This window comes from Thermoplasmata archaeon, from assembly GCA_035622275.1.
Classification (GTDB): Archaea; Thermoplasmatota; Thermoplasmata; order Lutacidiplasmatales; family UBA184; genus Lutacidiplasma.
In genome coordinates this window covers 128,570-144,701 of sequence record DASPVQ010000007.1, presented here as the reverse complement: position 1 = coordinate 144,701, position 16,132 = coordinate 128,570, and the positions used below count along the sequence as shown (strand labels likewise).

Annotated in this window: 14 protein-coding genes and 1 tRNA gene; 5 read left to right on the top strand and 10 right to left on the bottom strand. The window is 72.8% G+C overall.

What is annotated here, in order from left to right; all coding sequences use genetic code 11:
• Window positions 1-111: 111 nt before the first annotated feature.
• The gene (locus tag VEL82_03100; protein HXW66853.1) at window positions 112-1,323 is read left to right on the top strand and encodes a threonine synthase; all 1,212 of its coding nucleotides are present in this window, start codon (window positions 112-114) and stop codon (window positions 1,321-1,323) included.
• Here the strand turns inward: VEL82_03100 and VEL82_03095 are convergent.
• Window positions 1,242-1,736, bottom strand: coding sequence for an HNH endonuclease signature motif containing protein (locus VEL82_03095; GenBank protein ID HXW66852.1), 495 nt, complete (start codon window positions 1,734-1,736; stop codon window positions 1,242-1,244). The two genes, VEL82_03100 and VEL82_03095, sit on opposite strands and share 82 nt — an antisense overlap.
• 294 nt (window positions 1,737-2,030) lie before the next feature.
• Between VEL82_03095 and VEL82_03090 the strand changes: the two genes are divergently transcribed.
• Complete coding sequence (locus VEL82_03090) at window positions 2,031-3,077, top strand: pyridoxal phosphate-dependent aminotransferase (protein ID HXW66851.1); 1,047 nt, start codon at window positions 2,031-2,033, stop codon at window positions 3,075-3,077.
• Here VEL82_03090 and VEL82_03085 read toward each other — a convergent pair.
• Window positions 3,007-3,291: a hypothetical protein gene (locus VEL82_03085; protein HXW66850.1), complete on the bottom strand. Its 285-nt coding sequence runs from the start codon at window positions 3,289-3,291 to the stop codon at window positions 3,007-3,009. The two genes, VEL82_03090 and VEL82_03085, sit on opposite strands and share 71 nt — an antisense overlap.
• A gap of 181 nt (window positions 3,292-3,472) precedes the next feature.
• On the opposite strand from VEL82_03085, the gene VEL82_03080 reads away from it, so the two are divergent.
• Complete coding sequence (locus VEL82_03080) at window positions 3,473-4,792, top strand: acetyl ornithine aminotransferase family protein (protein ID HXW66849.1); 1,320 nt, start codon at window positions 3,473-3,475, stop codon at window positions 4,790-4,792.
• On the top strand, window positions 4,789-5,826 hold the full coding sequence (locus VEL82_03075) for an alcohol dehydrogenase catalytic domain-containing protein (GenBank protein HXW66848.1): 1,038 nt from the start codon (window positions 4,789-4,791) through the stop codon (window positions 5,824-5,826). Before VEL82_03080 ends, VEL82_03075 begins: the two co-directional genes overlap by 4 nt.
• Before the next feature lies 1 nt (window position 5,827).
• On the opposite strand, the gene VEL82_03070 is transcribed toward VEL82_03075, so the two are convergent.
• From VEL82_03070 to metG, 8 genes are all read right to left on the bottom strand, one after another.
• Window positions 5,828-6,802 (bottom strand): NDP-sugar synthase, encoded by a 975-nt coding sequence (locus VEL82_03070; protein HXW66847.1) that lies wholly within the window; start codon window positions 6,800-6,802, stop codon window positions 5,828-5,830.
• A gap of 40 nt (window positions 6,803-6,842) precedes the next feature.
• On the bottom strand, window positions 6,843-8,036 hold the full coding sequence (locus tag VEL82_03065) for an FAD-dependent oxidoreductase (GenBank protein HXW66846.1): 1,194 nt from the start codon (window positions 8,034-8,036) through the stop codon (window positions 6,843-6,845).
• A gap of 18 nt (window positions 8,037-8,054) precedes the next feature.
• Window positions 8,055-8,690 (bottom strand): DUF998 domain-containing protein, encoded by a 636-nt coding sequence (locus tag VEL82_03060; GenBank protein ID HXW66845.1) that lies wholly within the window; start codon window positions 8,688-8,690, stop codon window positions 8,055-8,057.
• A 174-nt stretch (window positions 8,691-8,864) separates the two neighbouring features.
• A complete protein-coding gene (locus tag VEL82_03055) occupies window positions 8,865-10,964 on the bottom strand; it encodes a hypothetical protein (GenBank protein HXW66844.1) in 2,100 nt (699 codons plus the stop codon).
• A 222-nt stretch (window positions 10,965-11,186) separates the two neighbouring features.
• On the bottom strand, window positions 11,187-11,741 hold the full coding sequence (locus tag VEL82_03050) for a winged helix-turn-helix domain-containing protein (GenBank protein ID HXW66843.1): 555 nt from the start codon (window positions 11,739-11,741) through the stop codon (window positions 11,187-11,189).
• Window positions 11,742-12,019: 278 nt separating this feature from the next.
• Window positions 12,020-12,092 (bottom strand) — tRNA-Cys (locus tag VEL82_03045).
• 58 nt (window positions 12,093-12,150) lie between these two features.
• The gene (locus tag VEL82_03040; GenBank protein HXW66842.1) at window positions 12,151-12,831 is read right to left on the bottom strand and encodes a CehA/McbA family metallohydrolase; all 681 of its coding nucleotides are present in this window, start codon (window positions 12,829-12,831) and stop codon (window positions 12,151-12,153) included.
• The gene (gene metG, locus VEL82_03035) at window positions 12,828-15,092 is read right to left on the bottom strand and encodes a methionine--tRNA ligase (GenBank protein ID HXW66841.1); all 2,265 of its coding nucleotides are present in this window, start codon (window positions 15,090-15,092) and stop codon (window positions 12,828-12,830) included. Before metG ends, VEL82_03040 begins: the two co-directional genes overlap by 4 nt.
• Window positions 15,093-15,214: 122 nt before the next feature.
• Here metG and thyX point away from each other — a divergent pair, with 122 nt between their 5' ends.
• Window positions 15,215-16,123, top strand: a complete 909-nt coding sequence (thyX, locus tag VEL82_03030) for an FAD-dependent thymidylate synthase (GenBank protein HXW66840.1) — start codon at window positions 15,215-15,217, stop codon at window positions 16,121-16,123.
• Window positions 16,124-16,132: the final 9 nt, after the last annotated feature.

The window sequence follows — 16,132 nt, the reverse complement described above, 5'->3', positions numbered from 1 at the left end:
AACGGGCACTTTCTCTGACGGTGCGGACTCGAATCCGGCCGAGCCCATCCGAGCCCGGTGCCTGCGCCCGGTAGGACGCGGGCGCCGCCGGCCGCGGAGGTGAACCACGGCGTGACGTCGACCGGCTCGTTGCTCTGGCGGCTGAGCTGCCGGGCCTGCTGCAACGACGTCGACCCCGACCGGCCGACCGGGGTCTGCCCGACGTGCGGGCAGGCGCTCTTCGCGGAGTACGACCTCGAGCACCTGGACCCCCGCCGCTGGCTCGCCGCGCTCCCCGCCCGCGCGCGCAGCCTGTGGCGATACCGGGAGCTGCTGCCCGTCCGCGACGATCGGCACATCGCCACCCTGGGGGAGGGCGGGTCGCCGATCCTCGATCTCGGAGAGATTTCGGCCGCGCCGGGAATCCGGGTCCTCGAGAAGGACGATGGCGGCCTCCCGACCGGTTCGTTCAAGGCCCGCGGGATGGCGGTCGCCGTTTCGCGAGCCCGGGAGCTTGGCCTCGAGGAACTCTTCGTGCCGAGCGCCGGGAACGCGGGCGTCGCGCTCGCCGCGTACGGAGCCCGCGCCGGTCGACGCGTTCGGGTCTACCTCCCCGAGCAGGCGCCCGCGTCCATCGCCGAGGCCGCCCGGACATTCGGCGCCGAGGTGATCGCGCTGCCCGGGACGCTGCGCGAGGTGGGAGCGGCCGCCCGGCAGGCGGAGCGTGCGCGCAGCGCCTTCGACCTCTCTACGCTGCGGGAGCCGTACCGGGTGGAAGGAAAGAAGACGATGGGATTCGAGATCTTCGAGGAACTGGGCGCGGACGCCCTCCCCGACGCGATCCTCTACCCGACCGGCGGCGGCACCGGGCTCATCGGAATGTGGCGCGCCTTCCGAACGCTCCGGTCGCTGGGCCTCCTCGAGCGGATCCCCCGCCTGTACGCGATCCAGCCCGAGGGCTGCGCCCCCGTCGTACGGGCCCTGGACGACGGGGCGACGCAGGTCGCGGGCTGGGACGAGCCCCGCACGTTGGCCCCCGGGCTCCTCGTGCCGGCGCCGTTCGCCGGCGAGCGGATCCTCGAGGCGATCCGGGAGAGCGGAGGCGGAGGGATCCGGGTGACGGACCGCTCGATCCTCGGAGCGATGCGACAGCTCGGCGATCGTCACGGCATCTCCGCCTCGCCCGAAGCCGCCGCCCCGTACGCGGCCCTGCCGGCCCTGGTCGAACGGCGGGCGATCCGCGGCGGGGAGACCGTGCTGCTCTACGGCACCGGGACCGGGCTCGGATTCTCGATCCCCACGCTCGAGCGGTCGCTCGAGGGTGGCACCGGCACGGGACGCTGACGACCACGCCGGAACGCGGTGGTCTTGGCCCGGTGGCAGCTGCGGCAGACGGTCTGCAGGTTCGAGTACTCGAGCGCCGCGCCGCCCGCGGCGATTTCGAGGATGTGGTCCACCTCGAGCTCGCGGGCCCGCCGTCGGGCGCCGCACAGCCGGCAGCGGTAGCCGTCGCGCAGCATCACGAACGATCGGGCGGAGTCCCAGAAATAGTGGCCGTGGAACTTCCATCGGCAGCGCCGCGAGCAGTACGTGCTCCGGTGGCTCTCGAGGGGATCGCCACACTCGACGCACCGACCGGCCCGGCGGGCCTCCGCGCGACGCCGGGCACCATCGGAGGACCAGGCGGCGGAGAGCGCGAGGATGCGGCCGTTCGGACCGACCTGGACGGACGGCGTCGTGGTCGCGGGGGCGCGCACGCGAGCACCCCGGCGTCCGCCGCTTAGAGCGTTCCGCTCCACGCGCACTCGGCCCGCCCCGGGCGTACGGCGGGCCGGCGGCCGGTCACTTGAGCAACCTCCCCGCCGGAGGCCCTTGTCCTCGAGATCCTCGCCTCGGTCGCGATCCGCCGAAGCGGGAGTCAGCTCGCGGCCGGATCGACCCTCGTCGCGACCGGCGGCTCGCGACCGTCGGCCGCGGCACGCGGACCGGTCGACAGATGCCCGGGGCGCTCGGTCGTGGTCGCTTAATCCGACGTCCGGCTCGCGCCGGCGATGGGCTTCCCGCTCGGCGATTACATCGACCGCCACGCGGGGGTCCCGCACCATCTCGCGGAGAGCGGCATGAACGGCTCGCTCTCGCTGCCGCGACCGACCGCGCGCGAGGTGCGGACGGCCTCGGAGGCCGAATTGCGTCGACGCCTCGCCCACGGGCTCGGCGTCGGTGACGATCGGCTGTTCCTGACCCACGGGGCGAGCGAGGCGAACGCGCTCGCGATCGCCTACCTCGCCCGACAGGGTCCCGGTCCGGTCGGCGCCTGCCGCATCGCATTCCCCGAGTACCCGCCCCTGTTCGACACGGCCCGCTGGTGGGGCTATCGCCTCGTGGGCCCGGGCCGGCCGGCGCAGCTCGCGCTCCTGTCCCGGCCGAACAACCCGACCGGGTGGCTCGCGCCCCGCGAGGATCTCGGCGCACGGCTCGACGGCGCCGGGGCCCTGGTGGTCGACGAGACGTTCCGTGAGTTCACCCGCGAACCGTCCGTGCAGCGCTGGGGGTGGCCCCGACTATGGTCGACGGGCTCGTTCACCAAGGTGTATGGTGCGGATGTCCTGCGCGTCGGCTTTCTCGCGGTGCCGGAGCGCGAGGCGGCATCGTTCGCGCGCTTCCACGGGCTCGTGACCGATCGGGTGCCGCCGCACTCCGTGGCGACGGCGCTCACGATCCTCGAGGAGCGCGAGCGCCTTCTGGCGATCGTGCGTCGGCTCGTCGACCGACACCGGGCCCTCTGGCATCGGGCCACTCCGGGCGATCGGGGCGGCGGTGGGTCGACCGTGTTCGACACGTCGATCGGGCCGGACGGGCGCGCCTTCGGCCGACGTTGCCTCCGGGCGGGCGTGCTCGTGTGCCCGGGCTCGTTCTTCGGGGAGCCGGCCGGCGTGCGGGTATGCCTCACGCGTCGCTCGTTCCCGAGCGATCTCGCCGCCTACCTCGCGGTCCGCGCCCGCGCCGTCTCGACGGCCCCCCGGCCCGTCAGGGCGGCCCGTTCGTCGGTTCCACGGGCCCGCGTCCCGACCGGCCGAACCGCAGCCGAGCGACCGTGACCGGCCGGGTCCCCTCGATCCGCTCGGGCGGCGCGGTCCCCGTGCATTCGCGCAGGAACGTCGCGGCGAACTGGACGGCGCGTTCGCGGTTCGACTCCTGGACGAGCAGGAAGCCGCGGGCGAGCTCGGTGAGCACCGCGCGCCCCGGTACGACCTCGCGGATCGCCTCGAGCCCGGTCTTCTCTCGGTCCGCCTTCTCCCGCGCGGCCCCCATCCACGCGGGCGACCCCGGTGGAACGGCATAAAGGGAGCCGCTGGACTCGCGCTGCGCGGCGGGCCGGCCCCCAAGCCTTTAGGCTCAGCCCGCGCGTAAAGGGGCCGGTGCACCGATGAGCCAGAGCGCTCCTCCGCCGTCCGCCGCGCCGTCCGCGCCCGACCCCTCGAAACGGGGGGTCGTGCTCCGGACCCCGATCCCCGGTCCGAAGGCGCTCGCGCTGATCGCCCGCGATCGTGCCGCGCTCATGACCACGACCCGGGTCGCGCCGATCGTGGCCGACTCCGGGGACGGCATGTGGATCACGGACGTGGACGGCAACCGGCTCCTCGACTTCTCGGCCGGGGTCGCGGTGAACGCGCTCGGCTACGCCCACCCCGAGGTCGTTCGCGCCGTGCGCGACCAGGTCGGCCGGCTCAGCCACTTTGCCGGCACCGACTACTACTACGAGGTCCAGGTGCGGCTCGCCGAGCGCCTCGCGGGGATCGCCCCCGGCGCGTTCCCCAAGAAGGTGTTCTTCACCAACAGCGGCACCGAGAGCGCCGAGGCCGCGCTGAAGATCGCCCGCTGGCATCGTCAGCGCCCCATCGTGCTCGGTCTGCTGGGCTCCTTCCACGGCCGATCGATGGGCGCGCTCTCGCTGACGAGCTCGAAGCCGGTGCAACGCGCCCGCTACGCGCCGTTCGTCGGCGGCGGCCACCACATCCCGGCACCGTACTGCTACCGGTGCCCGTACCAGCTCGAGTACCCGAGCTGCGACCTCTACTGCGCCAAGATCCTGAAGGAGCTCTACTTCGAGACGTCGATCCCGCCGGACGACGTCGCGGCGATGATCGTCGAACCCGTCCTGGGCGAGGGTGGCTACGTCGTGCCGCCGAAGGGCTGGCACCCGACGATCAAGTCGATCCTCGACGAGCACGGCATCCTGTTCATCGACGACGAGGTGCAGGCGGGGATGGGACGCACCGGCCGGTGGTTCGCGATCGAGCACCACGGGGTCGTGCCGGATATCGTCACGATGGCCAAGGCCCTCGGGGGCGGGCTGCCGATGGGAGCGGTCGTCGTGCGCGCCGACCTCGACTTCCCCGTCGCGGGCGCGCACTCGAGCACGTTCGGGGGCAACCCGGTCGCGGCGCGGGCGGCGCTCGCGACGCTCGACGTGCTCGAGAAGGACCGCCTCCTGGACAACGCGCGCCTCCAGGGCGACTACCTGCTCGGCCGTCTGCGCGAGCTGCAGGCGCGCCACGAGGAGATCGGCGACGTGCGCGGCCTGGGGCTCCTCACGGCGACCGAGTTCGTGCGCGACCGCTCGACGAAGGCGCCGGCGCCCCGGTTCCGCGACCGCGTCATCGAGGAGAGCTACCGGCGGGGCCTGATCCTGTTGCCGTGCGGACGCTCGACGATCCGCTACATCCCACCGCTGATCGTGCAGCGCGCCGAGATCGACGAGGCGATCGAGATCGTCGACGCCGCGATCGGCGCGGCGCGCGCCCGGGAATGAGGTTCGGGCATCTCGCGCCGGGCGGCGGCGTCGAGGTCTCCGACGTGCCGGCGCCGACGGCCGGCCCCGGCGAGGTGGTCGTCTCGCTCGCGGCCTGCGGCGTCTGCGGCACCGACCTGGAGAAGCTGCGGGGGCGCTACCGCTCCGCGGGCGTCCTCGGCCACGAGCCCGTGGGGCGGGTCGCCGATCGGGGCAGCGGGGTCGAGGGGCTCGCCCTGGGCCAGCGGGTCTTCGTGCACCACCATGTCCCGTGCTATGCCTGCGAGGTGTGCGCGCGCGGCGACCTGACGTTCTGCCCGACCTTCTCGCGCACGAACATCGATCCCGGAGGCTTCGCCGAGGCGTTCCGCGTCCCCCGCGAGAACGTCGATCGCGGCGCCGTGCTGCCGCTGGACGATCGGATCAGCTGGGACGTGGGCGCGCTGCTCGAGCCGGCCGGATGCGCGCTCACCGCCCTTCGAAGGGTCGGACTGCCGCCGCAGGGCTCGGTGTTCGTACTCGGCCTCGGTCCGGTGGGCCTTCTCTACGCCCGCCTCGCGCGCGCGCTCGGGGCGGGCTGGGTCGGCGGCAGCGAGATCGCACCGCGGCGCCGTCAGGCAGCCGAGTCGGGCGGGATCGACGCCGTCGTCGATCCCCGGACACCGGGCGCCATCGCCGCCGCGGTGGATCGGGCGACCGATGGCCGCGGCGTCGATCTCGCGGTCGTGGCGACCGGGGCCCCGGCCGTCGTGCGCCAGGCCACCGAGATCGTGCGGCGCGCGGGCACCGTGAACCTGTTCGGGCTCCCCGAGCCCGAGAGCCGGCTCGACGGCGACCTGCAGTCGCTGTACCTGCGCGGGGTGCGGCTCGTTCCCTCGTACGCGACCACCGAGCCGGACATCGCCGAAGTCCATCGGCTCGCGGCCTCGGGGCAGCTCCCGCTCGAGGACCTCGTGACGCATCGCATCCCGCTCGAGCGTATCGAAGAGGCGTTCGACCTCGCGCGTCGGCCCGAGACGGCGGTCAAGGTCGTCGTGACGGGGCCGGCGAGCTGAGCTAGACCTCCGCGCCCTCGCCGAGCACCTGGCCGGTCACCTCGCGTCCCGCGCCGACCCTCACGCCGGGTCCGAGGATCGATCCGCGGACCGTGGCGTCGCGCGCGATGTGCACCCCGTCCATCAGCACCGAGTTCTCGACGTGCGCGCCCGCCTCGACGACCGCGCCCTCGCCGAGGGTCACGTACCGTCCGAAGGAAGCGCCCGCGGCGCGGGCGCCCGCGAGGGCGCTGACCGGCCCGGTGCCGAACGCCCCCCGGGGTACGCCGCCCGGGCCCCCCCGGTGGTCATCGAAGAGCAGGCGCTGGGCGTGGAGCAGGCGCTCCGGCGTCCCGGCATCGTCCCAGTACCCCGAGAAGCGGAACCCGTACACGCCCCGCTCGAGAAGCCCGGGGACGACCTCGCGCTCGAAGCTCACCGGCCGTCCCGGCGGGACGGCGTCCAGCGCCGGGCGGCCCCAGATCGCCAGCCCCGCGTTGATCCAGCGCGACGGCGCGTCCTTCGGCTCCGGCTTCTCGACGAAGGCGGTGATCCGGTCGTCGGGCCCGAGGGCGGCGACGCCGTACGGGCGCGGGTCGTCGACCTCGAAGAGCGCCATCGTCCCGACGCCCGTTCGCGCGGCGTGCGCGGCGCGCAGGGCGGCGAGGTCCGCGGAGGCGATCACGTCGGAGTTGAGGAGGAAGAACGGGTCGGACATCCCGTCCCCTGCGTGGCGCATCCCGCCGCCGGTCCCGAGCGGCTCCGCCTCGGGCACGGTGCGCACCGGCCAACGCAGCGGATGGGCCCGCACGTACCCGGCGATCTCCTCGGCCTTGTAGCCGGTCGCCAGCACGACCTCCTCGACGTCGGCCGGCAGCAGGTCGAGGACATGGTACAGGAGCGGCTTGCCGGCGATCGGGATCAGCTGCTTGGGCACCGCGTAGGTGATCGGCCGCAGTCGCGTGCCGAAGCCGCCGATGAGGACCAGCGCCTTCATCCGACGGGTCGAGCCTCCCGCGCCATAAGCCGCTTTGCGGCTAGACGAGTCGCGGCGGCTCGCCCCGTCCGACCCGGCCCGCGTACTCCCGCTCCACGATCCGCTTGAGCACGGCCGCCGGGCTGCCCCAGATCGTGACGTGCTGCACCGCGCCGGCGGCCCGCCCCCGGCCGAGCGCCACGATCAGGCCGCGTTCGCGATAGCGGAACGGCACCAGCGGCCGATCCGCCCGACGCGCGAGGATATTCTTGGCGGCGACCCGCGCCTCCGCCCGGGCCGCCTGAGCGGTGCTGGGCACGAGGGCGCCGGTCACGGGATCCCTCAGCTCGACGACGTCCCCGATCGCGAAGATCCCGGGCCAGGCCGGCACCTCCAGGGTCGGCGCGACCGCGAGCCGGCCCGCGCGGCCGTGCGGCACCGCCAGCGCGCCGACGACCGGGGGCGCCTCCAGGCCGGCGCACCAGACGGCGAGATCGCAGGCGAGGCTCGAGCCGTCCGCCATCGAGATCCGCTGCGGCTCGACCCGCGTCACGTTGTAGCCGCGAACGACCGTGACGCCGACGCGCCGGAGCGTCTCGGCCGCGCGCGCGATGACGGCCGGCGGAAGGCCGGCCAGGAACGGCAGGGCCCCGGTGAGCAGGAAGACGTCGGGCGGGCGCGCCGACGCTCCGACGATGCGGCTCCAGTCGGTCGTCGCGATCTCCGACGCCAGCTCGGTGCCGGTCGAGCCGCCTCCGATGACGACCACCCGGGGCCGCGCCTCGCCGGGAAGGGCGGAGGACCGCCGCTCGACCTCCCGCAGCGCCGCCGCGAGGCGCTGGGCGCCCGAGAGCCGGTAGACCTGGTGGGTGTGCTCGGCGGCGCCCGGGACCCCGTAGTAGGCGGCGACGTTGCCGACGCAGATCGCCAGCGAGCCGAAATCGAGGGTCCCGGTGTCGAGCGCGACCGTCCGGCCCGCGAGGTCGATCGACCGTAGCTCGCCCTGCCGGAAGCGGACCGAGGTGCGGTCCAGCACGTCGGCGAGCGGCACCGAGAACGATCGCGCGTCCCCGCCCTCCCGGGCGAGGCGCCCGACCTCGTAGAGCTCCGTCCGCAGCACGTGCAGCGGATGGCGGTCGACGAGCACGAGCGGCGCTCGGCCCCGCGCGAGACGGTCGATCGCCTGCACCAGGCCGAGCCCGGCGTAGCCGGCGCCGAGGACCACGATCGGTCCGCTCCCCGCGTCCGCGGCCACGGTCGCGAGCTCCTCGCGCTAGGCGCGGACGAGGCGCGGCCAACTCGGCCGCCGGAGGATGAGCACGCTGACCGCCACGGCCCAGATGAGCAGCGGCACGACGATGAACCGCTCGATGAGGCCGGGATCGGCGGTCGAGTTGGTCATCTGGGTCGGCGCGTAGTAGAGGATCGACGCGAGCATGATCGCACCGAGGACCAGGGAGGGCCACCGCATCGGCGTCCACCACGTCGGGCGTCGCATGCCGAAGGAGAGGACCACGAGCGCGATCCCGCCCGGGACGAACACGAGGTCGGAGGCCGTGTCGTGGATCGTGCCGTTCACGTTCTCCGGGAAGAAGCCGACCACGATCGCCGCGACGCTCGCCAGCAGCAGCAGCAGTAAACCGACGGGGCGCGAGCCGCCGCGGGGGAACGCGCCCCAGCTCAGGGCGATCCCGACGATCGCGAGGAGACCGAGCAGGACGATCGACACGTTGAAGATCACGTGGAGCGGCGAGCTGCTCGTGTTGCCGAGATCGCTGATGTAGTTCTGGGTCAGCGAGTAACCGGGGTAGCCGGTTTGCACCCAGGCCATCGCCCCGACGAACTGGATCGCTGCGACCGCGATCAGGATCGCCCCGATGCGCTGGCCGAGGCTCGTTCGCTCCGACACCGCAGGGCTCGCCATCCGACACCAGGGCCCGCTCGCGCCCGGAGGCGTGGTAGGGATTCCGGGATTTCAATCCCTAGCTCGGACCGTCGTTCGACCCGCGGGGCCGGACGGCCGCCGTGCGGCCCGGTCGATCGCGGGGAGCGAGCGCCGCCCGCGGTCGACCCTAGGAGCTCCCTACGCGTCGGCTCGGAACACCGCCAGCGGACCGAGGCCGGGCACGCCCTCGTCGCACTGGGTGACCTGCAGCATCTCACCGGTCGCGCCGCACGCGGTCGTGAGGCCGCTGTTGTTGGCGTCGCCGGAGTAGGTCACGACGAAGAAGTAGAAGCCGATCGCCCCGCCCGTGAACTGCGGCGAGTCGTACGCGCCGTCGCCGTGGATGCTGACCGGCGCGCTGGTCCACACCAGATCGGTGCAGTTCGCCGTCGTGTTGACCGCGTAGTACGCGAAGAACGTCAGCGTTCCGGTCGGGTCGTTGCCGCTACCCACGGTCGCGACATCGACCGCCGAGTCCCCGATCATCACCACGGACGGCGAGACCGAGGTCGAGATGTTGACCGTGTAGGTGGTCACCGTGAGGGTCTCGTCGGCCGCGCCGCACGCGGTGGTGTACGCCGTGTTGTTCGCATCGCCGGAGTAGGCGGCCGTCCAGAAGTAGTAGCCCACCTCGGTCGGCGTGAACCCGTTCGAGGTGTACGCCCCGTTACCGATCACCGGGACCGCCGCGCTCGCCCAGACGAGGTCGCTGCAGACCGGGCTCGAGGTCGACGAGTAGTAGACGTAGAAGGTGATCGAGCCGGTCGGCTGGTAACCGCCCGTGAGGGTGGCCGTGTCAGACGCCGAGGGGGTCGACGCCCCGGTGAGGGCGATCGTGGACGGCGAGACGGACGTCGTGATCGTCGGCGACGCGGGTCCGACCGCCAGGCGCTCGGCCTCCGCCCCGCAGGGCGTGAGCAGCGGGTTGTTGTTCGCGTCGCCCGAGTACGAGGCGGTCCAGTAATAGTAGCCGACCTCCGTCGGGGTGAACGGTCCCGAGGTGTAGGCGCCGTTGCCGTCCACGGCCACCGGCGCGCTCGTGAACACGAGGTCGCTGCACACCGCGGTCGCGCTGGACGAGAAGTAGGCGTAGAAGGTGATCGACCCGCCCGGCTGGTAGCCGCCCGAGAGCGTCGCGGTGTCGGTCGCCGACGGGGTTGGCGAGCTGCTGAAGCTGATCGTCGCCGGCGAGACGTCGGTGGTGATCGTCACGGTCGCCGGGGTCACCGTGAGCGTCTCGCCGTCGGCCCCGCAGGCGGTCGTGTAGGCGGAGTTGTTCGCGTCACCGGAGTAGGTCGCCGTGAAGAAGTAGTAGCCCGCCCCGCTCGGCGTGAACGGCGCGGACGTGTAGGCACCGTTGCCGCTGACGGTGACCGGGGGGCTCGTGAACACGAGGTCCGTGCACACCGGTGCCGAGGTCGACGAGAACCACGCGTAGAAGGTGATCGTCCCGGTGGCGAGATACCCACCGGAGAGGGTCGCCGTGTCGGTCGCCGAGGGGGTCGCAGCGCTGCTGAGCGTGATCGAGTCGGGAGAGACCGACGTCGTCATCGTCGGGGACGCCGGCTGCGCGTACACCTCGCCGTAGGCCGGTGGGTTCTCGGAGAACCCGTTCACGGTGTAGTGCGCGATGTCGGTGTCGTTGAGGGTCCCGGCGGCGGTGAGCGTCGTCTGGTAGGTGAAGTTGGCCTGAGGGAACCCGTTGAGGGCCGTCGGGCTCGACCAGGTCCATTCTAGGTACGTGTAGGAGGAGGGGACGGAGCCGCAGTCGGTGGGCGCGGAGACGCTCGTGCAGGGCCCCGTCGAGAACGCCGGACTGGAACTCGGGCTCGTCGTGACCGTCTCGGTGCCGCCGACGTAGGTCTCGCCGGGCTGGAGGAGGGCGGTCGCGGCGGTCATGTTGATCTGGACCTGGTCCATGCCGCTGCAGATGCTCGAGCTGCTCGTGCAGACGTTGAGCACGGCGGTCCACGTGAGGGTGGTGCCGAGGCTGTAACAGTTGACGCCCGTCGGCGCCCCGCTGCAGCTAGAGAGCGGGGCCGCCCCGTAGGCGCTCTTGCCCCAGTTCTGCTGGAGGTGGGTGAACGAAGGAGTGGGGCTCGAGGGCGTCGTATGCGAGGAGACGCCGGGCGAGGCGAGCCCTCCCATCGCGGTCATGACTGTGGGCAGGGCGATCCCCGCGACCACAGCGATCGATAGAGCCAAGGCTACCCACGTGGCGGTACGACGCAGCGACATGGACGACAGATACTCTATCGACTTGCGGGTTATCCAACAAGCAGTATCTTTCCTGGAGATTGTAGCTATCCGGCGCCCGACTCGTAGCTAAGAATTGACGGTGGGGCCGCCGGTGCTCGCGACGCGCGCGGAGCGGCAGATGTCCGACAGACGGCCGACCGCCCACACGGCCTCCGGGGCGGCCCGGCCGCGCGTCGCAACGGCTCGGCTGGATAACCGGGATCACTCGCGTCGATCATCGGGCGTCCGTCGGGAGCGGCTCGAGGTCGATCCCGTCCCCCCGAACGCCGGCGCGCGAGCCCGGGGATCGACCGTCACCTGGGCTCCCGAGCGGCTCCAGCTCGGGTTCGGGCTCGCCGTTGCGCCGGCATCGCCTTCGCCCGGCGCGCGGGAGGCGGCCGAACCACGGACCATCTCGTGGAATGCCACCAGCGAGACGTAGCGCAGCGCCGGCTTCGACGTCGACGCGGCGGCCTTCGTCCCCTCGAGCCCTCGTTGCAGGTCCGCGAGCGCGACGTCGACCTCGGTGCTGTGCACGACGATCCGCTCGATCGCCTCGAGCACGTGCTCGGCACGGGGAGTCAGCCGGTAGCCGGCCGACGTGTCCTGGACCAGATGATGCGCCAGGCAGAACTCGAGGTACGGCTGGTACGACGCGGGATTCAGGTTGGCGAGCCCGATGACGCGGGTCTTCTTGCCGGTCTCCCGCATCGCGCCCAGGAAGTCGCGCAGGATCTCGACGCGGCTGCGGTACTGGCGGTCCTCGCGGGACGACATGGTGGCCCTCCTCCCGGATGCGCACTGGTGCGCGGACGGCTCCGCTCGGCCGGACGGGAGCCTCATATAAGAACGCTCCGCGGTGGCGCTGTTACAGCCCCGCTCACGGGAAAGGCGCGGATCGGCGCCGGTTGGGCTCCCGGGGCCCGGAGCGGGGGAGGGATGCGGGCGGGCCGGGGCGCTCGCACGCCGGCGTGCCCGCGTTTCGAACGAGCGCGAACGCGGCCCGCGGCGGCCGCCCTCAACGGTGGAGCGGCCGGAGAGCGAGTCGGACGGAGAGCCGAGGGAGGGAATCGAACCCCCAGGAAACGGATCTGCAGTCCGTCGCATTAACCATTCTGCCACCTCGGCGCGGCGGGGGGCAGGGGACCTCGCCTTAAAGCCGTCGGGGCGCGGCGGTGCACCGCCGTCAGATGGGACGGAACCCGCGGCTCGCCAGCAGGAGTCCGGTGCGCAGTCCGAGGCGGAGCCGGCCCGGCCAGGCCAGGGAGGCGCCGACGGCGCTGACCCGTCGGCGGCGGAGGGCCTCGAGCACGTCGTCCACCGAGCCGACGGACGGGTCGAGCTCGGTGAAGGCGCGGCCGATCTCCCCGCGGGCGTGCGCGTCGCTGCCGCCGGTCGTGGCGAGCGCGCGGCGCGCCGCGACGCCCTCGGCCCGCAGGTTCGCGATCTCGGAGTTGTGTCCGTTCCGCGACTCGATCGCGGCCACCGCCGCGGTCTCGGCGAGCCGACGTCCCGCGCCGTGGCTGCGGCGGAACGGATGGGCGAGCACCGGCTCGCCACCGTGGGCGCGGACCCACTCGATCGTCTCGGCCAGGGGCCGGTGGGCGGGGGCCGTCTCGGTGACGCCGTAGGCGAGCAGGTGGCCCTGGGCGGTCGAGACCTCGATCCCCGGAACGAACAGGTAGCCCGGATACCGCGCGCGGAGCGCGTCGAGCTCGCGGTGGCCGTCGACCGAGTTGTGGTCGGTGAGGGCGAACCCCTTCATTCCGACGTGCGGGAGCCGCTCGACGATCGCGTCGAGCGTGAGACGGGAGTCCGGCGAGCGGACCGAGTGGACGTGGAGATCGAGCCGGAGGGCGTCGCTCATCGGACCTTCGCTCCGATCGGAACGTCGCCGGCGACGCCGACCGGGAGGTCGGGTCCGAAGGCCAGCAGCTCGCCGGACTGCGCGTCCGGTCCCGGGAGCCGGACGACCCCGACGATCCCGACGGGCCAGCGGCCGGAGACCGTGACCTCGCGGCTGCCCAGATCGAAGCGGGTCGTTCCGTCCGGTCCGGCGCCGACCGCTCGGGCGACGATCAGGGGCGTTCCGGCGAACTCCTCGTGCGAGATCTCCCGTTCGGCCTCGCTCACGCCCGCCAGGTAGGCGCCGGGTCCCACGCCGGCCGGCGGGCAGAGCAACACCGCCCGCTCTCCGTCCTCGGCCGCGAGGACCATCCCCTTGGAGGTCATGCGTCGGATCGTGCGGGGGGCGAGGTTCGCGAGCACGACGATCGGCCGCCCGACGAGCTCCTCGATCGCGTAGGACGTTCGCAGCCCCGCGACGACGGTCCGCGGCCCCGGGTCGCCGACGTCGACCTCCAGCACGTAGAGCCGGTCGGCCGACGGGTGGACCGACGCGCCGCGCACGACCCCGGCGCGGACCGCGAGCGGCGGCCACTCGGGCAGCGGGGCGGGCGCGGCGTCCGGGCCAGCGACCCGTCGCGCGTCCGCGGCGCCCGGGCTCGCCTCCTCCCGCGGGAACAGTGGGCGGATCACCCCGAGCCGCTGCCCCACCGGCGGGGACTCGAGCGCACGGTCCCAGTCGCCGGGACCCGGTGCATCCGAGAAGCCCAGCATCCGGAACACCTCGGCGCTCGAGAACGGAAGCACGGGGGAGAGCCAGGTGGCCAGCGCGCGGATCCGCCAGAGGGCCTCGTAGACGACGCGCGCCCGTTCCGGGCCGTCGAGCTCCCACGGTCGCGCCTCCTGGAAGCGGCGGTTGCCCTCGCGGACCTCCTCGAGCGTCCGCTCGAGCGCCTCCTTCAGGCGGACCTTCTCGTACTCCTCGGAGATCCGCTCGTGCGCCGCGCGCAGATGGGCGCCCAGGCCGCCCGCCACGTCCGGTCGCCAGTCCTCCGGCGGCGCCGGGACGCGGCCGTCGTAGCGATCGCGCGCGAAGACGAGGGCGCGCTGCACCAGGTTGCCCCACTGGTTGGCGAGGTGCTCGTCCCGCACCTTGTCGAACTCGTCCCAGTCGAGCTCGGTGTCGTGGTGCTGGGGCGCGAGCAGCACCGAGTAGAACCGCAGGACATCCGGTGGGTACTTTTGCAGCATCGGCACGAGGAACGCGCTGCGCTCCTCGGTCCGCGAACGCGAGACCTTGACCCCGCCGAGGGTCAGCCACTCGTTCGCGGGCACGTCATCGGGAAGGTGGAGCCCCCCGACGCCGAGCAGCATCCCCGGCCAGACGATCGTGTGGTGGAACTGGTTGTCCTTGCCCACGAAGTAGTAGTGGCGCGCCGGCTCGCGCTCGTCCCAGTACTGGCGCCAGGCGTCGGGACGGCCGGAGCGGATCGCCCACTCCTTGGCGGCCGACAGGTAGCCGATCACCGCCTCGAACCAGACGTAGAAACGCTTCGATCCGTAGCCGTCCAGCGGGATCGGGACCCCCCAGTCGAGATCGCGCGTGATCGAGGTCGGGTGGAGGCCTTCGGAAATGAAGTTCCGGGCGACGCGTAGCACTCCGGGGCGCCAGGAACCCCCGGCGCGCTCCAAGTACTGGGAGAGTTGCGGCGCGAGACGGTCGAGCTCGAGGTAGAAGTGCTCGCTCGGGCGGAACTCCGCCGGCGTGCCGTCGATCGAGCACCGAGGATCGCCGAGCTGGCGGGCATCGAGCGGGCGCCCGCACCGGTCGCACTCGTCCCCTCGGGCGCTGTCGAAGCCGCAGAACGGGCACCTCCCCACCAGGTACCGGTCCGGTAGGAAGCGCCCGTGCTTCGGGCAGAACGGCAGTTCCTCGGTGCGCCGGCGGACGAGGCGCTTCTCGAGCAGCGCGAGGAACACCTCGGCCACGGTCCGCTCGTGCACGAGCGTGTGCGTCGTCGTGAACAGGTCGAAGGAGATCCCGAGCCGGGCGAGCGCGTCGCGGTTGAGCGCGTGGAACTGGGCCGCGAGATCGGCGGGGGGCACTCCCGCCTTCTCCGCCGCGACGAGGATCGGGGTCCCGTGCATGTCCGAGCCCGACACCATCAGGACGTCGTCGCCGCGCAGGCGGTGGAACCGCGCGAACTGGTCGGCCGGGACGTAGGTGCTCGCGAGGTGGCCGAGGTGCTGCGGGCCGTGCGCGTACGGCCAGGAAACGCCGATGAAGATGCGCGCCGTGGTCCGCCCCTCCGGGGAATCGACCGCGCGCTCGGAAGATAGGGTTTGCCGAGCGTTGCGCGGCCCCCCTCCGGCGGTCTTTATCTCGGCGCCTCGGTCCGGGCGCCGTGGCCGACGACACGGAGCCGATGGTGCGGCCCGTCGTCCCCGAGGCGGACCGGATCATCGGGGTCCGCTACCCCGTGCTGACGCACGGCTTCGTGGCCCTGGTCGACTACATGGGCAACGACGCGGCGATCGTCCAGGCCGCCCGCGTCTCCTACGGCCGCGGCACGAAGTCGGTCCGCGACGACCGGGGCCTGATCCGTTACCTGATGCGGCACCGCCACACGACCCCGTTCGAGATGGTCGAGTACAAGTTCTTCGTCCGCCTCCCGATCTTCGTCGCGCGCCAGTGGATCCGGCACCGCGCGAGCTCGACGAACGAGTACAGCGCGCGCTACAGCATCGTGCCCGACGAGTTCGAGGTCCCGCCGGCCGAGGAGGTCCGGCACCAGTCGACCCGCAACCGCCAGGGACGCGGTGACGCCCTGCCGGCCGAGGTCGTCGAGCGGTTCCGCTCGGACTTGAGCTCGATCGCGGGGGACGCCTACGCGGCCTACTCCCGCGCGCTCGAGGCCGGTGTCGCCCGCGAGACCGCGCGCCTGCTCCTGCCGGTCGCCTACTATACGCAATGGTACTGGAAGACCAACCTCCACAACCTCTTCCATTTCCTCTCGCTGCGCCTCGACCTCCACGCCCAGGAGGAGATCCGCCTCTACGCGGTCGAGCTCGCCCGGATCGCCCGGCTCGTCTGTCCGGTCGCGGTCGAGGCGTTCGAGGAGTTCCAGCTGGAAGGAGTCGCCTTCGGACGCCGGGAGCAGCGGGCCGTCCGGGCGCTCCTCGATGGGCGGTCGCCGGCCGAGGCGTGCGCGGCCGCCGGCCTGCCGCTCACGCGCGAGGACGGACGTCCGATGACGACCGGCGAGGGCGTCGAGTTCCTCGAGAAGCTCGAGCGCCTGCGCGGGATCGACTGAGGCGCGGGC